Here is a 15502-nt window from a genome sequence, read left to right as displayed (position 1 = left end):
GGACAGGGTCATGTCCGCCGCAGGTCCAGGGTCATCGGCAACTCGGCCGAGCTGTGCGGCAACGCCACCTCCATCCGCCCGGGCGTGTGCCCATGGCGGAAGAAGCGCGCCAGGCGCCGGCTCTCGGCCTCGTAGGCGTTCACCGGGAAGCTCTCGTAGCTGCGTCCGCCCGGATGGCTGATGTGGTACTGGCAGCCGCCGAGCGAGCGCTGCATCCAGGTATCGACGATATCGAACACCAGCGGCGCCTGAACGCCGATGGTCGGCTGCAGGCAGGAGGCCGGCTGCCAGGCGCGGTAACGCACTGCAGCGACGAACTCACCGACCTGCCCGGTCGGCCGCAACGGTACCGGGCGGCCATTGCAGGTCACCACGTAGCGGTCCGGCGCCATGCCGGAAACCTTCAGCTGCACGCGCTCCAGCGACGAGTCCACGTAGCGCACGGTGCCGCCGGTGGCGCCCTCCTCGCCCAGCACGTGCCAGGGCTCCAGCGCCTGGCGCAGTTCCAGGTCGATGCCTTTCACCGCGTAGTCGCCGTATTTCGGGAAGCGGAACTCGAAGTGCGGTGCGAACCAGTCGCTGCGCAGCGGATAGCCGAAGGCGTTGAGCTCGTGGACCACGTCGGCGAAGTCCTGCTCGACGAAGTGCGGCAGCAGGAAACGGTCGTGCAGCTCGGTGCCCCAGCGCACCAGCTTCGGCGGCGTGTAGGGCTCGGTCCAGAAGCGCGACACCAGCGCGCGCAGCAGCAACTGCTGGGCGAGGCTCATGCGCGCATGGGGCGGCATCTCGAAGGCGCGCAGTTCCAGCAGCCCCAGGCGCCCGGAGGCGCTGTCGGGCGAGTACAGCTTGTCGATGCAGAACTCGGATCGGTGGGTGTTGCCGCTGACGTCCACCAGCAGGTTGCGTAGCAGTCGGTCGACCAGCCATGGCGGGCAGTCGGCGCCCGGCTCGGGCATCTGCGCGAAGGCGATTTCCAGCTCGTAGAGGGCATCGTTGCGCGCCTCGTCCACCCGCGGTGCCTGCGAAGTCGGGCCGATGAACAGCCCGGAGAACAGGTAGGACAGCGATGGATGGTTGTGCCAGTAGCTGATGAGGCTGCGCAGCAGGTCCGGCCGACGTAGGAAGGGCGAGTCGCCCGGCGCGGCGCCGCCGAGGACGAAGTGGTTGCCGCCGCCGGTGCCGACGTGGCGGCCGTCGACCATGAACTTTTCGCTCGACAGCCGCGACTGGCGCGCCGCCTCGTAGAGGAATTCGGTGCGCTCGACCAGCTCGCCCCAGTTCGCCGAGGGATGGATGTTCACCTCGATCACGCCCGGGTCGGGGGTGACGCGGAAGTTGACCAGGCGCGGGTCGGCTGGCGGCTCGTAGCCTTCCAGCAGCACCGGGCAGCCCAGCTCGCCGGCGGTGGCCTCGATGGCCGCGACCAGCTCCAGGTACGCCTCCAGCTCCGCCAGCGGCGGCATGAACAAGTACAGCCGGCCTTCGCGCGGCTCGGCGCAAAGCGCGGTGCGGGTGATCCAGCCGGCGGACTGGTGCATCAGCGGCTGGCGCGTGGCGTCCGGCCCGCCGGGCATGCGTCCGCGCGCCTGCTGCATCTGCGCGAGGCGTTGCAGCGGTGGGCGTGGCTGGCTTGGGTCGGCCGGGTTGACGTAGGGATAGTCGGCTTCGCTGACCCAGGGCTGCGAATCCAGCGGCAGGCGGTAGCCCAGTGCGGAGTCGCCGGGAATCAGCCGGCAGGTGTCCTCGCGGAGGAACCAGCGGCCACTTTCCCACTGATCGCCCGCCGCACTGCGCGCCAGCGGCAGCACGTGGCCGACCACCTCGCCCAGGCCCCGCTCGAAGACCTTGCGCAGGCGCTCGCGCTCCAGCGGGTCGGCCAGGCGCGCGTCTTCCGGGGTGACGTTGCTGGGCAGCCGGCGTTCGCGCCAGAGGTAGTAGAGCCAGTCCTCGTAGGCGGCGAACTGGGTATCGCCGGACAACCCCAGGCGCCCGGCCAGGCGACGCAGGAAGCGCGACGCGAGGGCCGCGTCGGCGCCGTAGCTGCGGTCTTCCTCGGCATAGAGCATGGGGTTGTTCCACAGCGGCTCGCCGTCGCGACGCCAGAAGCAGTTCAGCGACCAGCGCGGCAGTTGCTCGCCGGGGTACCACTTGCCCTGGCCGAAGTGCACCAGGCCCTTGGGCGCGTAGTGGCGGCGCAGGCGATGGAACAGCTCGGCGGCCACGCGGCGCTTGTTCGGGCCCAGCGCGGCGGTGTTCCACTCGGGGTCGTCCGGGTAGTCGAAGGCGACGAAGGTCGGCTCGCCGCCCATGGTCAGGCGCACGTCCTGCTCGGCGAGGTCAGCATCGATGCGCTCGCCCAGGTCGAGGATCGCCTGCCACTGCTCGTCGCCGTAGGGCTTGGTCACCCGCGGCGCTTCCCAGACACGCTCGACGCGCATCTCGTGACGGAAACTGACTTCGCACTCGTCGAGCCCGCCGCTGATCGGCGCCGCCGAGGAGGGTTCGGGGCTGCAGGCCAGGGGAATGTGGCCTTCACCGGCGAACAGCCCGGAGGTGGGGTCGAGGCCGATCCAGCCGGCGCCGGGCAGGTAGACTTCGGCCCAGGCATGCAGGTCGGTGAAGTCCACCTCGGTGCCGCTGGGGCCGTCGAGGGATTTCTGGTCGGCCGTGAGCTGAATCAGGTAGCCGGAAACGAAGCGCGCGGCCAGGCCCAGGTGGCGCGCCAGCTGCACCAGCAGCCAGGCCGAGTCGCGGCAGGAGCCGGAGGCCAGCTTGAGGGTTTCCTCGGGGGTCTGCACACCCGGTTCCATGCGGATCAGGTAGCGCACGTCGCGGGCCAGGCGCTGGTTCAGGTCGACCAGGTAGTCCACGGTGGCGCGCGGTTCGCGCGGGATGCCGGCGAGGTACTCGGCGAACAGCGGGCTGGCCGGCTGGCGCGACAGGTAGGGCGCCAGCTCGCGCTGCTCGTCGGCACCGTAGCTGAAGGGGAACTGCTCGGCGTAGGGCTCGAGGAAGAAGTCGAAGGGGTTGAACACCGCCATCTCGGCGACCAGGTCGACCTCCACGCGCAGCTCCTCGGTCTTCTCCGGGAAGACCAGGCGCGCCAGGTAGTTGCCCTGCGGGTCCTGCTGCCAGTTGATGAAGTGCTTGCCCGGGACGACCTTCAGCGAATAGCCGAGGATGCGCGTGCGGCTGTGCGGCGCCGGGCGCAGGCGCACCAGTTGCGGGCCGAGGTTGACCGCACGGTCGTAGCGATAGTGGGTGACATGCTGCAAGGCGACATGAATCGACACGGCGGGCCTCCTGCGGGCCTGGGCGATAACCGCTTGCGCGCAAGTCCCGTGCCAGCCAGCCAAGGCCCTGGCGCGGGCTGCGCAGGGGCGCCAGGCACCAGAGCGGGGCCAAGCGTGCACGCCGGCCGCGAGCGCGCACGAAAACGGGGCGTGGCACGGCGCCGGCTACGACCAGCCTAGCCCGTTGGGTATGACAGAGAGGAGACGGCGCGTTTGGCCGATTGAGGGAACGCGTAGGCCTTCCTGTAGGAGCGCGCCATGCGCGCGAATCGCGGGCATGGCCCGCTCCTACAGGGGGTAGAGCCGTATCAGGTGCAGCCGCCCGGCAGCGAAGCAATCCAGCGCTGCAGCATTTCCAAGCCTTCCTTGTGCACCAGGCTGCGGCCCAGCTCCGGCATCATGTCGCCGGGCTTGTCGCTGCCCACGCGGTAGGTCATCACCGAGAGCTCCGGATGCCCCGGATGGATGTCCTCCAGGCGTCCACCGGTACCGCCGCCGGCTGCCACCGGCTGCTTGCACAGGCCGTAGTTCACGCCGAACTCGGCGCGGGCGTCGAGGTAGAGGCCGGAAGTGCGGCCCGCGCCTTTGGGGTTGTGGCAGTGCCCGCAGTTGGCGTCGAGGTAGCTGCGCGCCTGCTTGTCCAGGGTCTCGCCGGCGCGCGGATGGCCCCAGAGGGCGTTCTGCGGCACCTGCGCCAGCGCCGGCAGGCCGCTCAGGAAGCCGCGCGCCTGCCAGTGGCTCAGTTGGTTGTCGCTGCCGTCGGCGTAGACGAAGTCCTTGTTCAGGTGACGCGCCTTGGGGCCCAGCGGGGCGATGCCGCCGCCCTTGTGCTCGGCGTGGCATTCGGAGCACTGGTTGGCGTCCGGCACCATGTAGGTGAAGGAGACCTTCTTCCCGGCAGCGTCCTGCAATTCGAGCGGCAGGCTATCGCCGGCCAGCTCGAGGGTCGCCTGCTTCTGCGCGGCGTCCCAGACGTAGGGCAAGGCGGTCCAGCCGTCCTTCTGCTTCACCAGCACGCGGGTCTCGACCAGGCGCACCTTGCTCAGGTCCAGGCCCTGCTGCGGGTCGCGGTCGTCCTGGGCGTTCTCCAGCAACTGCCCCGCTCCGTCGGTGGGGTAATAGAAGGTCTTGGTCAGCACCGTACCCAGCGGGTAGTCGAAGTGGTCGTCGGCATACTTCGCCGACTGGCCGTCGGGCATCCAGACGGTGCGCAGCTTGTGCGCGTAGTCGGTGAACAGCGGGGTGTTGAGGTCGTACGGCAACACCTGCGAGGCAGGCTTCAGATGACCGTCGGCCAGCTGCAGCATGCCCCAGCCGCTCAAGGTCTGCGGGTAGTCGTCGCCTTCGGGCTGGTAGCGCGGCTTCGCCTCCTGCCCGCACCCGGCCAGCGCAACGGCCAGGGCGAGCGACAACCAGGCGTGGGGCGCTCGCGTCATGCCTTGCCTCCCTTGTCGCCCAGGCCCGCCTGCTCGATCTTCGGCAGCGGGTTGAGCTTGCAGCGGTGGCTGCCCATGTCGGTACTGATGTTCTTGTAGCCGTTCGGGCCGTCGACATTGACCAGGGTGGCGTCACCGTTGTCGACGCAGATCGACAGGTTGTCCGGCAGTTTGCCGTCGACCACTTTCTTCTGGTTGAAGTAGCCGTCCCAAAGGATGTCCGGCAGGTGGCCGTTCAGGCCGAACTTGGCGATCTTCAGCGCCTTCAGCTCGAGGTGGTCGGGGCTGTCGCCGCCGGGCCCGAAGGTGTTGCCGTGGATGTAGATGCCTTCGGGGTAGGGGTCGAAGTTCGGCTGGGTCGCCTTGTCCGAATAGTTGGTGCTGTAGTAGCTGCTGATGATGACGTTGGCGGTTTTGTGGTTGCCGATCTTGTTGTCGAAGATCTCCACGTCGTCGTTGGAGTTCACCACCACGCCGGAACCGGCCGGCACGCTGGCCACCGGCGTGCCCTTGTGGCCGAAGTTCTCGTGGTTGTTGCCCTGCACGTCGTTGTTGAAGACGCGCGAGCCACGCCCCGGCTGCTGCAGGTTGGGCATGTTGAAGACGAGGATGCCACCGGTGTTGTCGGTGGCGACGTTGTTGTAGACGTCGGCGCCGATGGTGTTCTCGATCTCGATGCCGGCGACGTTGCGCTCGGCGCGGTTGTTGCGCACCACCACGTTGCGCGACTGGCCGACGTAGATGCCCGAGTCCGACGCGCCGATGGCGACGTTGCCTTCGAGCAGGGTGTTCTCGGTCTGCACCGGGTAGATGCCGTAGCCGCCGTTCTCGGTGGACGCGCCATTGGTCCACTCGGTGCGGATGTTGCGGATCACGATGTTCTTGCCGCCAACCACCTTGAGCGCGTCGCCGCTGGTGTCTTCGATGGCCAGGTTCTCGATGGTGAAGTCCGAGGCATCGACGAACAGCCCCTCCGCCCCGGCCTTCTGGCCCTTGAAGTTGAGGATGGTCTTGTCCATGCCAGCGCCGCGGATGGTCACGCCGTCGACCTTGAGGCTGAGGCTGCGGTCCAGGTGGTAGGTGCCCGCCGGAATCTCGATGACTTCGCCGGCCTTGGCCTTGATCAGGCGGGTCTGCAGATCTTTCTGAAAGTCCGCACTGACAGCAGCGGTAGGTTTGTCCTGCTCGCCGCAGGCGGCAAGGAGTACGGCGATGCTGAGGAGGGATAGAGCGGCGCGGCGCATGGCGGGGTCTCCGGCGTTGTTCTTATGATTTTGGAACTATAGTGCCAAAAACATTTTGTAAACAACCCCCGACAGCACGGGACCGACAGAATCGCCTGTAGGAGCGGATCTCATCCGCGATAACCGGGCCCCCGGCGCGATTCGCGGATGAGATCCGCTCCTACACACGGGGAAAAATCCACCGCAGAAACGACAACGGGGCCTTGCGGCCCCGTTGTCGATGTCACTCAGCGCGGTAGGTTCGGCTGGCGCTTGGTCGTGCGCTTCTTGCCCTTGGCGTAGCCGCTGGCCTTGCCCTCTTCCGCCTTGTTCCACGGCTTGGAGCCGTCGCTGGCGCGCGGCGGCAGGCCGGTGTGCTGGGTCAGGACGCGTCCGCCACCGTTGCCGGCGACCTTCTTGCTGCCGGACGGGGTCGAGTTCTTGCGGCGTGCGCTCTGGTACTCGTCGGTCTGCGGCTGGTAGGTCGGGATCAGGTGATGCTTGCCGTTGCCGATCAGGTCGGCACGGCCCATGCGCTCCAGCGCCTCACGCAGCATCGGCCAGCCCTTCGGGTCGTGGTAACGCAGGAAGGCCTTGTGCAGGCGGCGCTGCTGGTCGCTCTTGACGATGGTCACGCCGTCGCTCTTGTAGGTGACCTTACGCAGCGGGTTCTTGCCCGAGTGGTACATCGCCGTGGCGCTGGCCATGGGCGAGGGATAGAAGGCCTGCACCTGGTCGGCGCGGAAGCCGTTGCGCTTGAGCCACAGGGCGAGGTTCATCATGTCCTCGTCGGTGGTGCCCGGGTGCGCGGCGATGAAGTACGGGATCAGGTACTGCTCCTTGCCCGCTTCCTTCGAGTACTTCTCGAACATCTGCTTGAAGCGGTCGTAGCTGCCGATCCCCGGCTTCATCATCTTGTCCAGCGGGCCGCGCTCGGTGTGTTCCGGAGCGATCTTCAGGTAGCCGCCGACGTGGTGGGTGACCAGCTCCTTGACGTACTCCGGCGACTCCACGGCGAGGTCGTAGCGCAGGCCAGAAGCAATCAGGATCTTCTTCACACCCGGCAAGGCACGGGCCTTGCGGTACAGCTCGATCAGCGAGCTGTGGTCGGTGTTCAGGTTCTCGCAGATGCCGGGGAACACGCAGGACGGCTTGCGGCAATGCTTCTCGATCTCCGTGCTCTTGCAGGCGATGCGGTACATGTTGGCGGTCGGCCCGCCGAGGTCGGAGACCACGCCGGTGAAGCCCGGCACCTTGTCGCGCATTTCCTCGATCTCGTTGAGGATCGACTCGTGCGAGCGGTTCTGGATGATCCGGCCTTCGTGCTCGGTGATCGAGCAGAAGGTGCAGCCACCGAAGCAGCCCCGCATGATGTTGACCGAGAAACGGATCATCTCGTAGGCCGGAATCCGCGCCTTGCCGTACGCCGGGTGCGGCACGCGCGCATAGGGCATGCCGAACACGTAGTCCATTTCCTCGGTGGTCATCGGAATGGGCGGCGGGGTGAACCACACGTCCACTTCACCGTGTTTCTGCACCAGCGCGCGGGCGTTGCCCGGGTTGGTCTCAAGGTGCAACACGCGGTTGGCGTGGGCGTAGAGCACCGGGTCGTTGCGCACCTTCTCGAACGACGGCAGGCGGATCACCGTCTTCTCGCGGGTCATCTTCGGGCTGGGCAGCAGCTCGACGACCTTGGCCTCGTTGGCGTCCTCGACCGGGCCCTTCTCCTGCTCGATGGCGCAGGCGGCGGTGTCCTGGGTGTTGACGTAGGGGTTGATGATCTTGTCGATCTTGCCCGGGCGGTCGATGCGCGTGGAGTCAATCTCGAACCAGCCTTGCGGGGTATCGCGGCGGATGAAGGCGGTGCCGCGCACGTCGGTGATGTTCTCGATCCGTTCGCCGAAGGCCAGGCGCTGGGCGATCTCGACCACGGCGCGCTCGGCGTTGCCGTACAGCAGGATGTCCGCGGTGGCGTCGATCAGGATCGAGCGACGGACCTTGTCCTGCCAGTAGTCGTAGTGGGCGATGCGGCGCAGCGAGGCCTCGATGCCGCCGAGGATCACCGGCGTTTCGCTGTAGGCCTCCTTGCAGCGCTGGCTATAGACCAGGCTGGCGCGATCCGGGCGCGCGCCGGCCAGGCCGCCGGGGGTGTAGGCGTCGTCGCTGCGGATCTTCTTGTCCGCGGTGTAGCGGTTGATCATCGAGTCCATGTTGCCGGCGGCCACGCCGAAGAACAGGTTCGGCTGGCCCAGCTTCATGAAGTCGTCCTTCGACTGCCAGTCCGGCTGGGCGATGATGCCGACGCGGAAGCCCTGGGCTTCCAGCAGGCGACCGATGATCGCCATGCCGAAGGACGGATGGTCGACGTAGGCATCGCCGGTGACGATGATGATGTCGCACGAGTCCCAGCCCAGCTGATCCATCTCCGCCCGGCTCATCGGCAGGAAAGGCGCCGGACCGAAACACTCGGCCCAGTACTTGGGATAGTCGAACAGTGGCTTGGCGGCTTGCATCGGGGACACCGGGATACTCGAAAAGGGACGCGGAAAAACGCGGGCGCGGAATATAGCACAAAAAGTGAGCAATTCCGACTCCCGTGCTCGGGCTTCCTCCCCGACCGATGGCACTGTCGGTGATCGGCCAAGGCCGCAAAGGTCACTGCAGGGTGACGTGGCCAGTGGCTATACTCGCCCGACCGAACCTACCGGTTCGCCCCATCCTGCCGGGTACAGGGAGTGTCCGTCGTGCGCCATCTGTTGTTGTGCATCCTTGCCGTATGCCTGTGGCCCTTCGCGACGCTCGCCGCCGAGCCCGTTTCGCTCGATTCGCAATCCAGCGGACGGTGGCTGAACGACGCCCTGACGCTGCTCGAAGACCACAGCAAGCAGCTCGACCTGGAGCAGGTCGAGGCGCGTGACGCCGAGTTCGTGCCCGCCGCCGGCCGCACCAGCGTCGGCCAGAGCAGCAGCGCCTGGTGGCTGCGCCTGGACCTCGACCAGCGCATGACACCGCCCGGCGGCTGGTGGCTGGAGGTCGACGCGGTCAATCTGCTCGACCTGCGCGTCTACCTGCCGGACGGCCAGGGCGGATACCGCGAGCTGCGCTCCGGCGAAGCCGTGCCCTTTGCCGAGGGCCGCGACCGCACCTATCGCCGCCCGGTGTTCCACCTGCCCGAAGGCCAAGGCCCGCTGCGCGTCTACATGCGCAGCTACGATCCTGCCGGCAACTCCTTCCCGCTGCGCCTCTGGAGCCAGGACGACCTGCAGGACCACCGCGCACAAACCAACCTGTTCCTCGGCCTGGTCTACGGGCTGATCGGCGCGCTGCTGCTGTACAACCTGTTCATCCTCATCACCCTGCGCGACCGCGCCTACCTCTGGTACGTGCTGACCACCGCCTTCGCCCTGCTTTTCAGCATGGGCATGACCGGCCACGCCTTCGAGTACCTGTGGCCGGAGCACGGCGTGCCCTGGTGGCTCAACCGCATCACCCTGCCCTCGCTGTGGGGGCTGTGCGTCACGCGCTTCACCCAGACGCTGCTGCAAACCCGCGTCCACGTACGCTGGGCGCACCACATGCTGACCCTGAACTGCCTGCTGTACGTCACCTCGGTCCTGATGAACGCCTTCGTCGGCCGGGCCGAGGCCGGTTGGGTGATCGCCAGCACCACCCTGGTCGGAGTCCCCGCAGCGCTTGGCGCCGCCATCACCCGTACCCGCCAGGGCTCGCTGCCGGGGCGGCTGTACCTGATCGGCTTCGGCCTGGTGCTCACCAGCATCAGCGTCTCGGTGATGCGTGCGCTCGGCGTAGTGCAGCCGTCGCCGACCACCGCGTACCTGTTCCCGGTATCGGTGGGCATGGAATCGATCCTCTTCTCCTTCGCCCTGACCTCGCGCATCCAGGAGCTCAAGCGCGAACGGGCACAAGCGATGGACCAGGCGCATCGGGAAAAGAACGCGCGCCTGACCCTGCTGCAGAGCGCGCAAACCGATCTGGCGCAAGCAGTGGCGGCCCGCACGGCCGAACTGACCCAGGCCAACCAGTTGCTGCTTGAGCGAGAAGCCCAGCTCAAGCACGCCGCACACAACGATCCGCTGACCGGCCTGCCCAACCGCCGCTACCTGGTGGAGCACGCCGAGCTTGCGCTGGCGCAGGCCCAGCAGCGCGGCGAAACCCTGGCACTGATGCTCATCGACCTGGACCACTTCAAGCCGATCAACGACCGCCACGGCCACGACGCCGGCGACTTCATGCTGCAGAACGTCGGCTATCGGCTGCGGCAGTGCGTGCGTTCCAGCGACTGCGTCGCGCGCCTGGGCGGAGACGAATTCGCCGCGCTGATCGCCGGCCCCGACGCCGAGGGCCATGCCCGCGAGATCGCCGAACGGCTGCTCAGCGAACTGTCGCGCCCGGTGCAATTCGACAAGCTGGAACTGCGCATCACGCCGAGCATTGGCGTGGCCATCTATCCCAGCCATGCACTGCAGTTCAGCAAGCTCTACAAGGCTGCCGACCAGGCGCTGTACGAGGTTAAGGGGAGCGGCCGCGCCAGCTACGCGCTGGCCGGCGAAGCGGAAAGCGGCACCAGCGACTTCTGGATGGACACGCTTCCTGCCCCGGACGGTCTGTCCTGAGGTGCCTCAGGCGCTATAGCGGCGCGGCACCCGCGCAGTGACCTTGGTCAGCAACTCGTAGCCGATGGTGCCGGCGTGCGCCGCGACTTCGTCGATCGGCAGCTCCGCGCCCCACAGCTCAACCGCAGCGCCGACAGCCGCGTCCGGCAGGTCGGTGAGGTCCACCGCCAGCATGTCCATCGACACCCGCCCGGCCAGCGGCACGCGCTGCCCGTTCACCAGCACCGGCGTGCCGCTGGGTGCATGGCGCGGGTAGCCATCGGCGTAGCCGCAGCTGACCGTACCGATGCGCGAGGGCCGCTCGGCCACCCAGCTGGCGCCATAACCGACGCTCTCTCCCACCGCCACCTCGCGCACGGCGATGACCTGCGCGCGCAGGCTCATGGCCGGGCGAAGGCCAAGCTCCGCAGCGCCGATGTCGGCGAAGGGCGACGCGCCGTAAAGCATGATGCCGGGGCGAATCCAGTCCATGTGCGCGGCGGGAATGGTCAACACCGCCGCGGAGTTGGCTAGCGAGCGCTGGTCGAAATCGAGATCGAGCAGACCGAGGAAGCATTCCAGCTGATCCTCGTTGAGCGAGTGGCCGCGCTCGTCGGCGCAGGCGAAGTGGCTCATCAGGTTCAGCTCGGCGACTTGCGGAGCGGCGCGCAAACGGCCGAAGACGGCACGCAGCGCGACCGCGTCGAAGCCCAGGCGATGCATGCCCGAATCCAGCTTGAGCCAGACGTTCAGCGGCCCAGGCAGTTCGCTGGCGAGCAGGGCCGCGGCCTGCTCCTCGCCTTGCACGGCCACGTCCAGGCGCAATTGCGCAGCCACCCGGTACTCGCTCGGCTCGAAGCAGCCCTCCAGCAGCAGGACGCGCGCGGTGCCGTGCAGGGCGCGTACTTCCGCCGCCTCCTCCAGGCTGGCCACGGCGAAGCCGTCGGCAGCGTCATGCAGGCTGGTGACCACCTCGCGCACGCCATGCCCGTAAGCATTGGCCTTGACCACGGCAAAGGCCTCGCGCCCCGGCGCGCAGCGCTTGGCCAGGTCGTAGTTGTGGCGGATGGCGGAGAGATCGATGTGGGCGACGAGGGGACGCATGGGGGCTCCAGGCTAGGGACTGCAAGCGAAGAGCGTGGAGCATAACCGCCCTGCCGCCACGGCGGCAGGAAAAACGAGAGCGTCGAAGTGGGCTTCGTCCGCGAAGAGCCAAGCCCGGGCCCGGCATCCGCGGATGAGCCCGCCCTTACAAGGCCGCGTTACTCGTCTTCGAAGTTGTACATGCCCGGCGCGAGGTTCTCGAAGCGGCTGTACTTGCCGAGGAAGGCCACGCGCACGGTACCGATGGGGCCGTTACGCTGCTTGCCGATGATGATCTCGGCGACGCCCTTGAACTCGGTTTCCGGGTGATACACCTCGTCGCGGTAGACGAACATGATCACGTCGGCGTCCTGCTCGATCGCTCCGGATTCACGAAGGTCGGAGTTCACCGGACGCTTGTTGGGACGCTGTTCCAGCGAGCGGTTGAGCTGGGAGAGCGCCACCACCGGGCAGTTGAATTCCTTGGCCAGCGCCTTGAGCGAGCGGGAGATCTCGGAAATCTCGTTGGTCCGGTTGTCGCCGGAGGAGCCGGGAATCTGCATCAGCTGCAGGTAGTCGACCATGATCAGGCCAATTTCGCCGTGCTCGCGCGCCAGGCGGCGGGTACGCGCACGCATCTCCGACGGCGAGATGCCGGCGGTGTCGTCGATGAACAGCTTGCGGTCGTTGAGCAGGTTGACCGCCGAGGTCAGGCGCGGCCAATCGTCGTCTTCCAGCTTGCCCGCACGCACCTTGGTCTGGTCGATGCGCCCCAGCGACGCGAGCATACGCATCACGATGGAGTCGGAGGGCATCTCCAGGGAATACACCAGGATCACCTTGTCGCTGCGCATCAGGGCGTTTTCCACCAGGTTCATGGCGAAGGTGGTCTTACCCATGGACGGACGGCCGGCGACGATGACCAGGTCGGCCGGCTGCAGCCCGCTGGTCTTCTCATCGAGATCGGTGAAACCGGTGGAGATGCCGGTCAGCGCCTCGTCGGTGTTGAACAGGTGGTCGATGCGGTCGATGGTCTTGGCCAGGATGTCGCTGATACCCACCGGGCCGCCGGTCTTCGGTCGCGCTTCGGCGATCTCGAAGATCTTCCGCTCGGCCTCGTCGAGCACCTCGTTGGCGCCGCGCCCCTGTGGGTTGAAGGCGCTGTCGGCAATCTCGTTGCTGATGCCGATCAGCTGCCGCAAGGTCGCACGTTCGCGGATGATCTGCGCGTACGCCTTGATGTTGGCTACCGACGGCGTGTTCTTCGCAAGCTCGGCCAGGTAGGCCAGGCCGCCGACCTGCGACAGCTGACCTTCACGCTCCAGCTGCTCGGACAGGGTGACCACGTCGATCGGCTGGTTGCTCTCGGCGAGCTTGTACACCGCGCGGTAGATCAGGCGGTGATCGTGGCGGTAGAAGTCGCCATCGGAAACCGCGTCCGACACACGCTCCCAGGCGTTGTTGTCGAGCATCAGGCCGCCGAGAACCGACTGCTCGGCTTCAATCGAGTGCGGCGGCACCTTGAGGGAGGCCGTTTGCAGGTCGTACTGCTCGGGGACGGTGATGTCGTTCATGGGCTCGATGTACAGAAAATTGAGGGACAGCTGAAAAGACAACGGGCACGGTACCTTGCGATACCGTGCCCGATGTTAGCGGACTGCCGCGTGCACGCAAGGTGCACGCGAAGTCGCAGCGACGGAGCGCTTACTCGGCGACTACGACCACGTGCAGGGTCGCATCAACGTCGGTGTGCAGCTGCACTTCGATGTTGTATTCGCCTACAGCGCGCAGGGCGCCGTCGGGCAGGCGAACTTCGCTCTTCTCCAGCGGGTAGCCGGCAGCGGAGACCGCTTCGGCGATGTCGCGGGTGCCGATCGAGCCGAACAGCTTGCCTTCGTCGCCAGCGTGGGCGCCGATGGTAACGATCAGTTCGGACAGCTGGGCAGCGCGAGCTTCGGCGTCAGCCTTCTTCGCAGCAGCCGCTTTTTCCAGCTCGGCACGGCGCTCTTCGAAAGCAGCAACGTTGGCCGGGGTGGCAGCGGTAGCTTTGCCCTGCGGCAGCAGGTAGTTACGGGCGTAGCCGCCCTTTACGTTCAGTTTGTCGCCCAGGTTGCCCAGTTTGGCGATCTTTTCCAGCAGGATGACTTCCATTTGAGTCTTACCTCTTAACTTTTAACCTTCACCGTTCGTGGTGCCCTGGCGACGAACCAGGCGACCACGAAAATCGAACAGACTATCGACGACAGCAACCAGACAGATCACGTTCCCTAGCATCAGTGCCAGGCCGTACATCAGCACCAGCCAGAACCCCGGCAGGCGTTTCAGTGCAACCAGCCCGTGGCCGAGCGCGAGCCCAGCGAACAGCAGCGGCACGGCGCAAAGCGGCGCCAGTACAGCAGCTTGCGGGCCCAGCAACGGCACCACCAGCACACCCAGCAGCAGCGATACAGCCACCGGCGCCGACAGGCGCAGCGCGCGGAACTCGCGGCCAAACCCTTGCGGGTTGTGCAACGCCGCTTGCCAGTAGCGCGCAAGCATCAGGCACAGCAGGCTGATCACCTGCAGCGAGGCTGCCAGCAGACCGGTAACGGCCGGAACCAGCCCCGCCTGCAGTTCGGCCTGCTGGTCCGCCGAAAGCTTCGCTTCCGACAGCACCTGCGGCAGTACACTGCGAAACGCTTCCGCCAGACCGGTAACCAGGCCGGCGGACACCGTGCTCAACAGCAGCACGTAGAACACGCCTAACACCACGCTGGCCAGCATGACCCGATTCCAGGACATGCTGGTGCGCAACACCTGCGCCAGAACCGCAGAACCCAGCAGGACCAGGGTGACCGAGGGGTCGCCCAGATACCACCAGGCCAGGGCCGGGAGCAGCGCCCAGACCAGGATGCCAAGGGCATCACCGGCTCCGCGGCGCAACAGCACAAGGCTGCCGGCGGCGGCACCGAGCCAGAAGAACGGCTGCAGCACCGCGGCTAGGACGACCACCAGGGTCGCCTGCATGCGGCCTCGCATGACGAAGTCAGCCAATGCGCGCATGCGATCTATCCATCAAACCTTCGTCGACTGCCCGATCAACGGCCGTGGCTGTCGGTGTAGGGAAGCAGGGCCAGGTAGCGAGCGCGCTTGATGGCGGTCGCCAGCTGACGCTGGTATTTGGCCTTGGTGCCGGTGATACGGCTCGGAACGATCTTGCCGGTTTCGGAAACGTAGGCTTTCAGGGTGTTCAGATCTTTGTAATCGATCTCTTTCACGCCTTCAGCGGTGAAACGGCAGAACTTACGACGACGGAAGAAACGTGCCATGGATTTGGCTCCTCAATACTGTTCCGGGATTACTCGTCGGCGCTGTCGCGGCTATCTTCGCCGTCAGCGGACTCGTTATCGTTGGCGTCAGGACGCTCACGGCGCTCACGGCGCTCGTTGCGGCTCTCTTCGGCTTTCAGCATTTCGGACTGGCCGGTAACGGCTTCGTCGCGACGGATGACCATGTTACGGATCACGGCGTCGTTGTAGCGGAAGTTGTCTTCCAGCTCAGCCAGGGCCTTGGCGGTGCACTCGACGTTCATCAGAACGTAGTGAGCCTTGTGCACGTTGTTGATGGCGTAAGCCAGCTGACGACGGCCCCAGTCTTCCAGGCGGTGAACCTTGCCACCGTCTTCTTCGATGGCCTTGGTGTAACGCTCGACCATGCCACCGACTTGTTCGCTCTGGTCCGGGTGAACCAGGAACACGATTTCGTAATGACGCATAAATGCTCCTTACGGGTTGCAGCCTGCCGACAAAGCGGTCAGGCAAGGAGTGAATGTCTTTTTGACTTGCCGAAGGTAGGCGCGCGAGCACCTGCCCGGA

General features: G+C 66.4%; 11 protein-coding genes. 1 reads left to right on the top strand and 10 read right to left on the bottom strand.

What is annotated here, in order from left to right; all coding sequences use genetic code 11:
• Positions 1-8: 8 nt before the first annotated feature.
• The 4 genes from ACA097_RS15415 to ACA097_RS15400 all read right to left on the bottom strand — a co-directional run bounded on the left by ACA097_RS15415 (position 9) and on the right by ACA097_RS15400 (position 8465).
• On the bottom strand, positions 9-3293 hold the full coding sequence (locus ACA097_RS15415; RefSeq protein WP_371364316.1) for a DUF2126 domain-containing protein: 3285 nt from the start codon (positions 3291-3293) through the stop codon (positions 9-11).
• Positions 3294-3601: 308 nt separating this feature from the next.
• On the bottom strand, positions 3602-4729 hold the full coding sequence (locus ACA097_RS15410; RefSeq protein ID WP_371364314.1) for an SO2930 family diheme c-type cytochrome: 1128 nt from the start codon (positions 4727-4729) through the stop codon (positions 3602-3604).
• Entirely contained in the window at positions 4726-5973 is a 1248-nt protein-coding gene (locus ACA097_RS15405) for a parallel beta-helix domain-containing protein (RefSeq protein ID WP_371364312.1), read from the bottom strand. Before ACA097_RS15405 ends, ACA097_RS15410 begins: the two co-directional genes overlap by 4 nt.
• Positions 5974-6200: 227 nt before the next feature.
• Positions 6201-8465 carry a YgiQ family radical SAM protein gene (locus ACA097_RS15400; protein ID WP_371364310.1) on the bottom strand — a complete coding sequence of 755 codons (2265 nt, stop codon included), beginning with the start codon at positions 8463-8465 and terminating at the stop codon, positions 6201-6203.
• Positions 8466-8696: 231 nt separating this feature from the next.
• Between ACA097_RS15400 and ACA097_RS15395 the strand changes: the two genes are divergently transcribed.
• The gene (locus tag ACA097_RS15395; RefSeq protein ID WP_371364308.1) at positions 8697-10586 is read left to right on the top strand and encodes a diguanylate cyclase domain-containing protein; all 1890 of its coding nucleotides are present in this window, start codon (positions 8697-8699) and stop codon (positions 10584-10586) included.
• A 6-nt stretch (positions 10587-10592) separates the two neighbouring features.
• On the opposite strand, the gene alr is transcribed toward ACA097_RS15395, so the two are convergent.
• The 6 genes from alr to rpsF all read right to left on the bottom strand — a co-directional run bounded on the left by alr (position 10593) and on the right by rpsF (position 15402).
• A complete protein-coding gene (gene alr, locus ACA097_RS15390) occupies positions 10593-11669 on the bottom strand; it encodes an alanine racemase (RefSeq protein WP_371364306.1) in 1077 nt (358 codons plus the stop codon).
• Positions 11670-11827: 158 nt separating this feature from the next.
• Entirely contained in the window at positions 11828-13222 is a 1395-nt protein-coding gene (gene dnaB, locus ACA097_RS15385) for a replicative DNA helicase (RefSeq protein ID WP_043255729.1), read from the bottom strand.
• 130 nt (positions 13223-13352) lie between these two features.
• A complete protein-coding gene (rplI, locus tag ACA097_RS15380) occupies positions 13353-13799 on the bottom strand; it encodes a 50S ribosomal protein L9 (protein WP_043255731.1) in 447 nt (148 codons plus the stop codon).
• Between the two features lie 21 nt (positions 13800-13820).
• Positions 13821-14690, bottom strand: coding sequence for a hypothetical protein (locus tag ACA097_RS15375; protein WP_371364303.1), 870 nt, complete (start codon positions 14688-14690; stop codon positions 13821-13823).
• Positions 14691-14725: 35 nt separating this feature from the next.
• Positions 14726-14956 (bottom strand): 30S ribosomal protein S18, encoded by a 231-nt coding sequence (rpsR, locus tag ACA097_RS15370; protein WP_003095634.1) that lies wholly within the window; start codon positions 14954-14956, stop codon positions 14726-14728.
• A gap of 29 nt (positions 14957-14985) precedes the next feature.
• Positions 14986-15402 (bottom strand): 30S ribosomal protein S6, encoded by a 417-nt coding sequence (gene rpsF, locus ACA097_RS15365; protein ID WP_043255735.1) that lies wholly within the window; start codon positions 15400-15402, stop codon positions 14986-14988.
• Positions 15403-15502 lie beyond the last annotated feature (100 nt).

The organism is Pseudomonas sp. QL9, from assembly GCF_041409665.1.
GTDB classification, from domain to species: domain Bacteria; phylum Pseudomonadota; class Gammaproteobacteria; order Pseudomonadales; family Pseudomonadaceae; genus Pseudomonas; species Pseudomonas knackmussii.
Note: the sequence above shows the minus strand (reverse complement) of the source record. Positions and strands in the feature narration are given on the sequence as shown.

Bases quoted from the DNA above. Each gene is read 5' to 3' on its own strand.
- ACA097_RS15410 (WP_371364314.1), bottom strand. From the start codon at position 4,729: ATGACGCGAGCGCCCCACGCCTGGTTGTCGCTCGCCCTGGCCGTTGCG.
- ACA097_RS15405 (WP_371364312.1), bottom strand. From the start codon at position 5,973: ATGCGCCGCGCCGCTCTATCCCTCCTCAGCATCGCCGTACTCCTTGCC.
- ACA097_RS15400 (WP_371364310.1), bottom strand. From the start codon at position 8,465: ATGCAAGCCGCCAAGCCACTGTTCGACTATCCCAAGTACTGGGCCGAG.
- alr (WP_371364306.1), bottom strand. From the start codon at position 11,669: ATGCGTCCCCTCGTCGCCCACATCGATCTCTCCGCCATCCGCCACAAC.
- dnaB (WP_043255729.1), bottom strand. From the start codon at position 13,222: ATGAACGACATCACCGTCCCCGAGCAGTACGACCTGCAAACGGCCTCC.
- rplI (WP_043255731.1), bottom strand. From the start codon at position 13,799: ATGGAAGTCATCCTGCTGGAAAAGATCGCCAAACTGGGCAACCTGGGC.
- ACA097_RS15375 (WP_371364303.1), bottom strand. From the start codon at position 14,690: ATGCGCGCATTGGCTGACTTCGTCATGCGAGGCCGCATGCAGGCGACC.
- rpsR (WP_003095634.1), bottom strand. From the start codon at position 14,956: ATGGCACGTTTCTTCCGTCGTCGTAAGTTCTGCCGTTTCACCGCTGAA.
- rpsF (WP_043255735.1), bottom strand. From the start codon at position 15,402: ATGCGTCATTACGAAATCGTGTTCCTGGTTCACCCGGACCAGAGCGAA.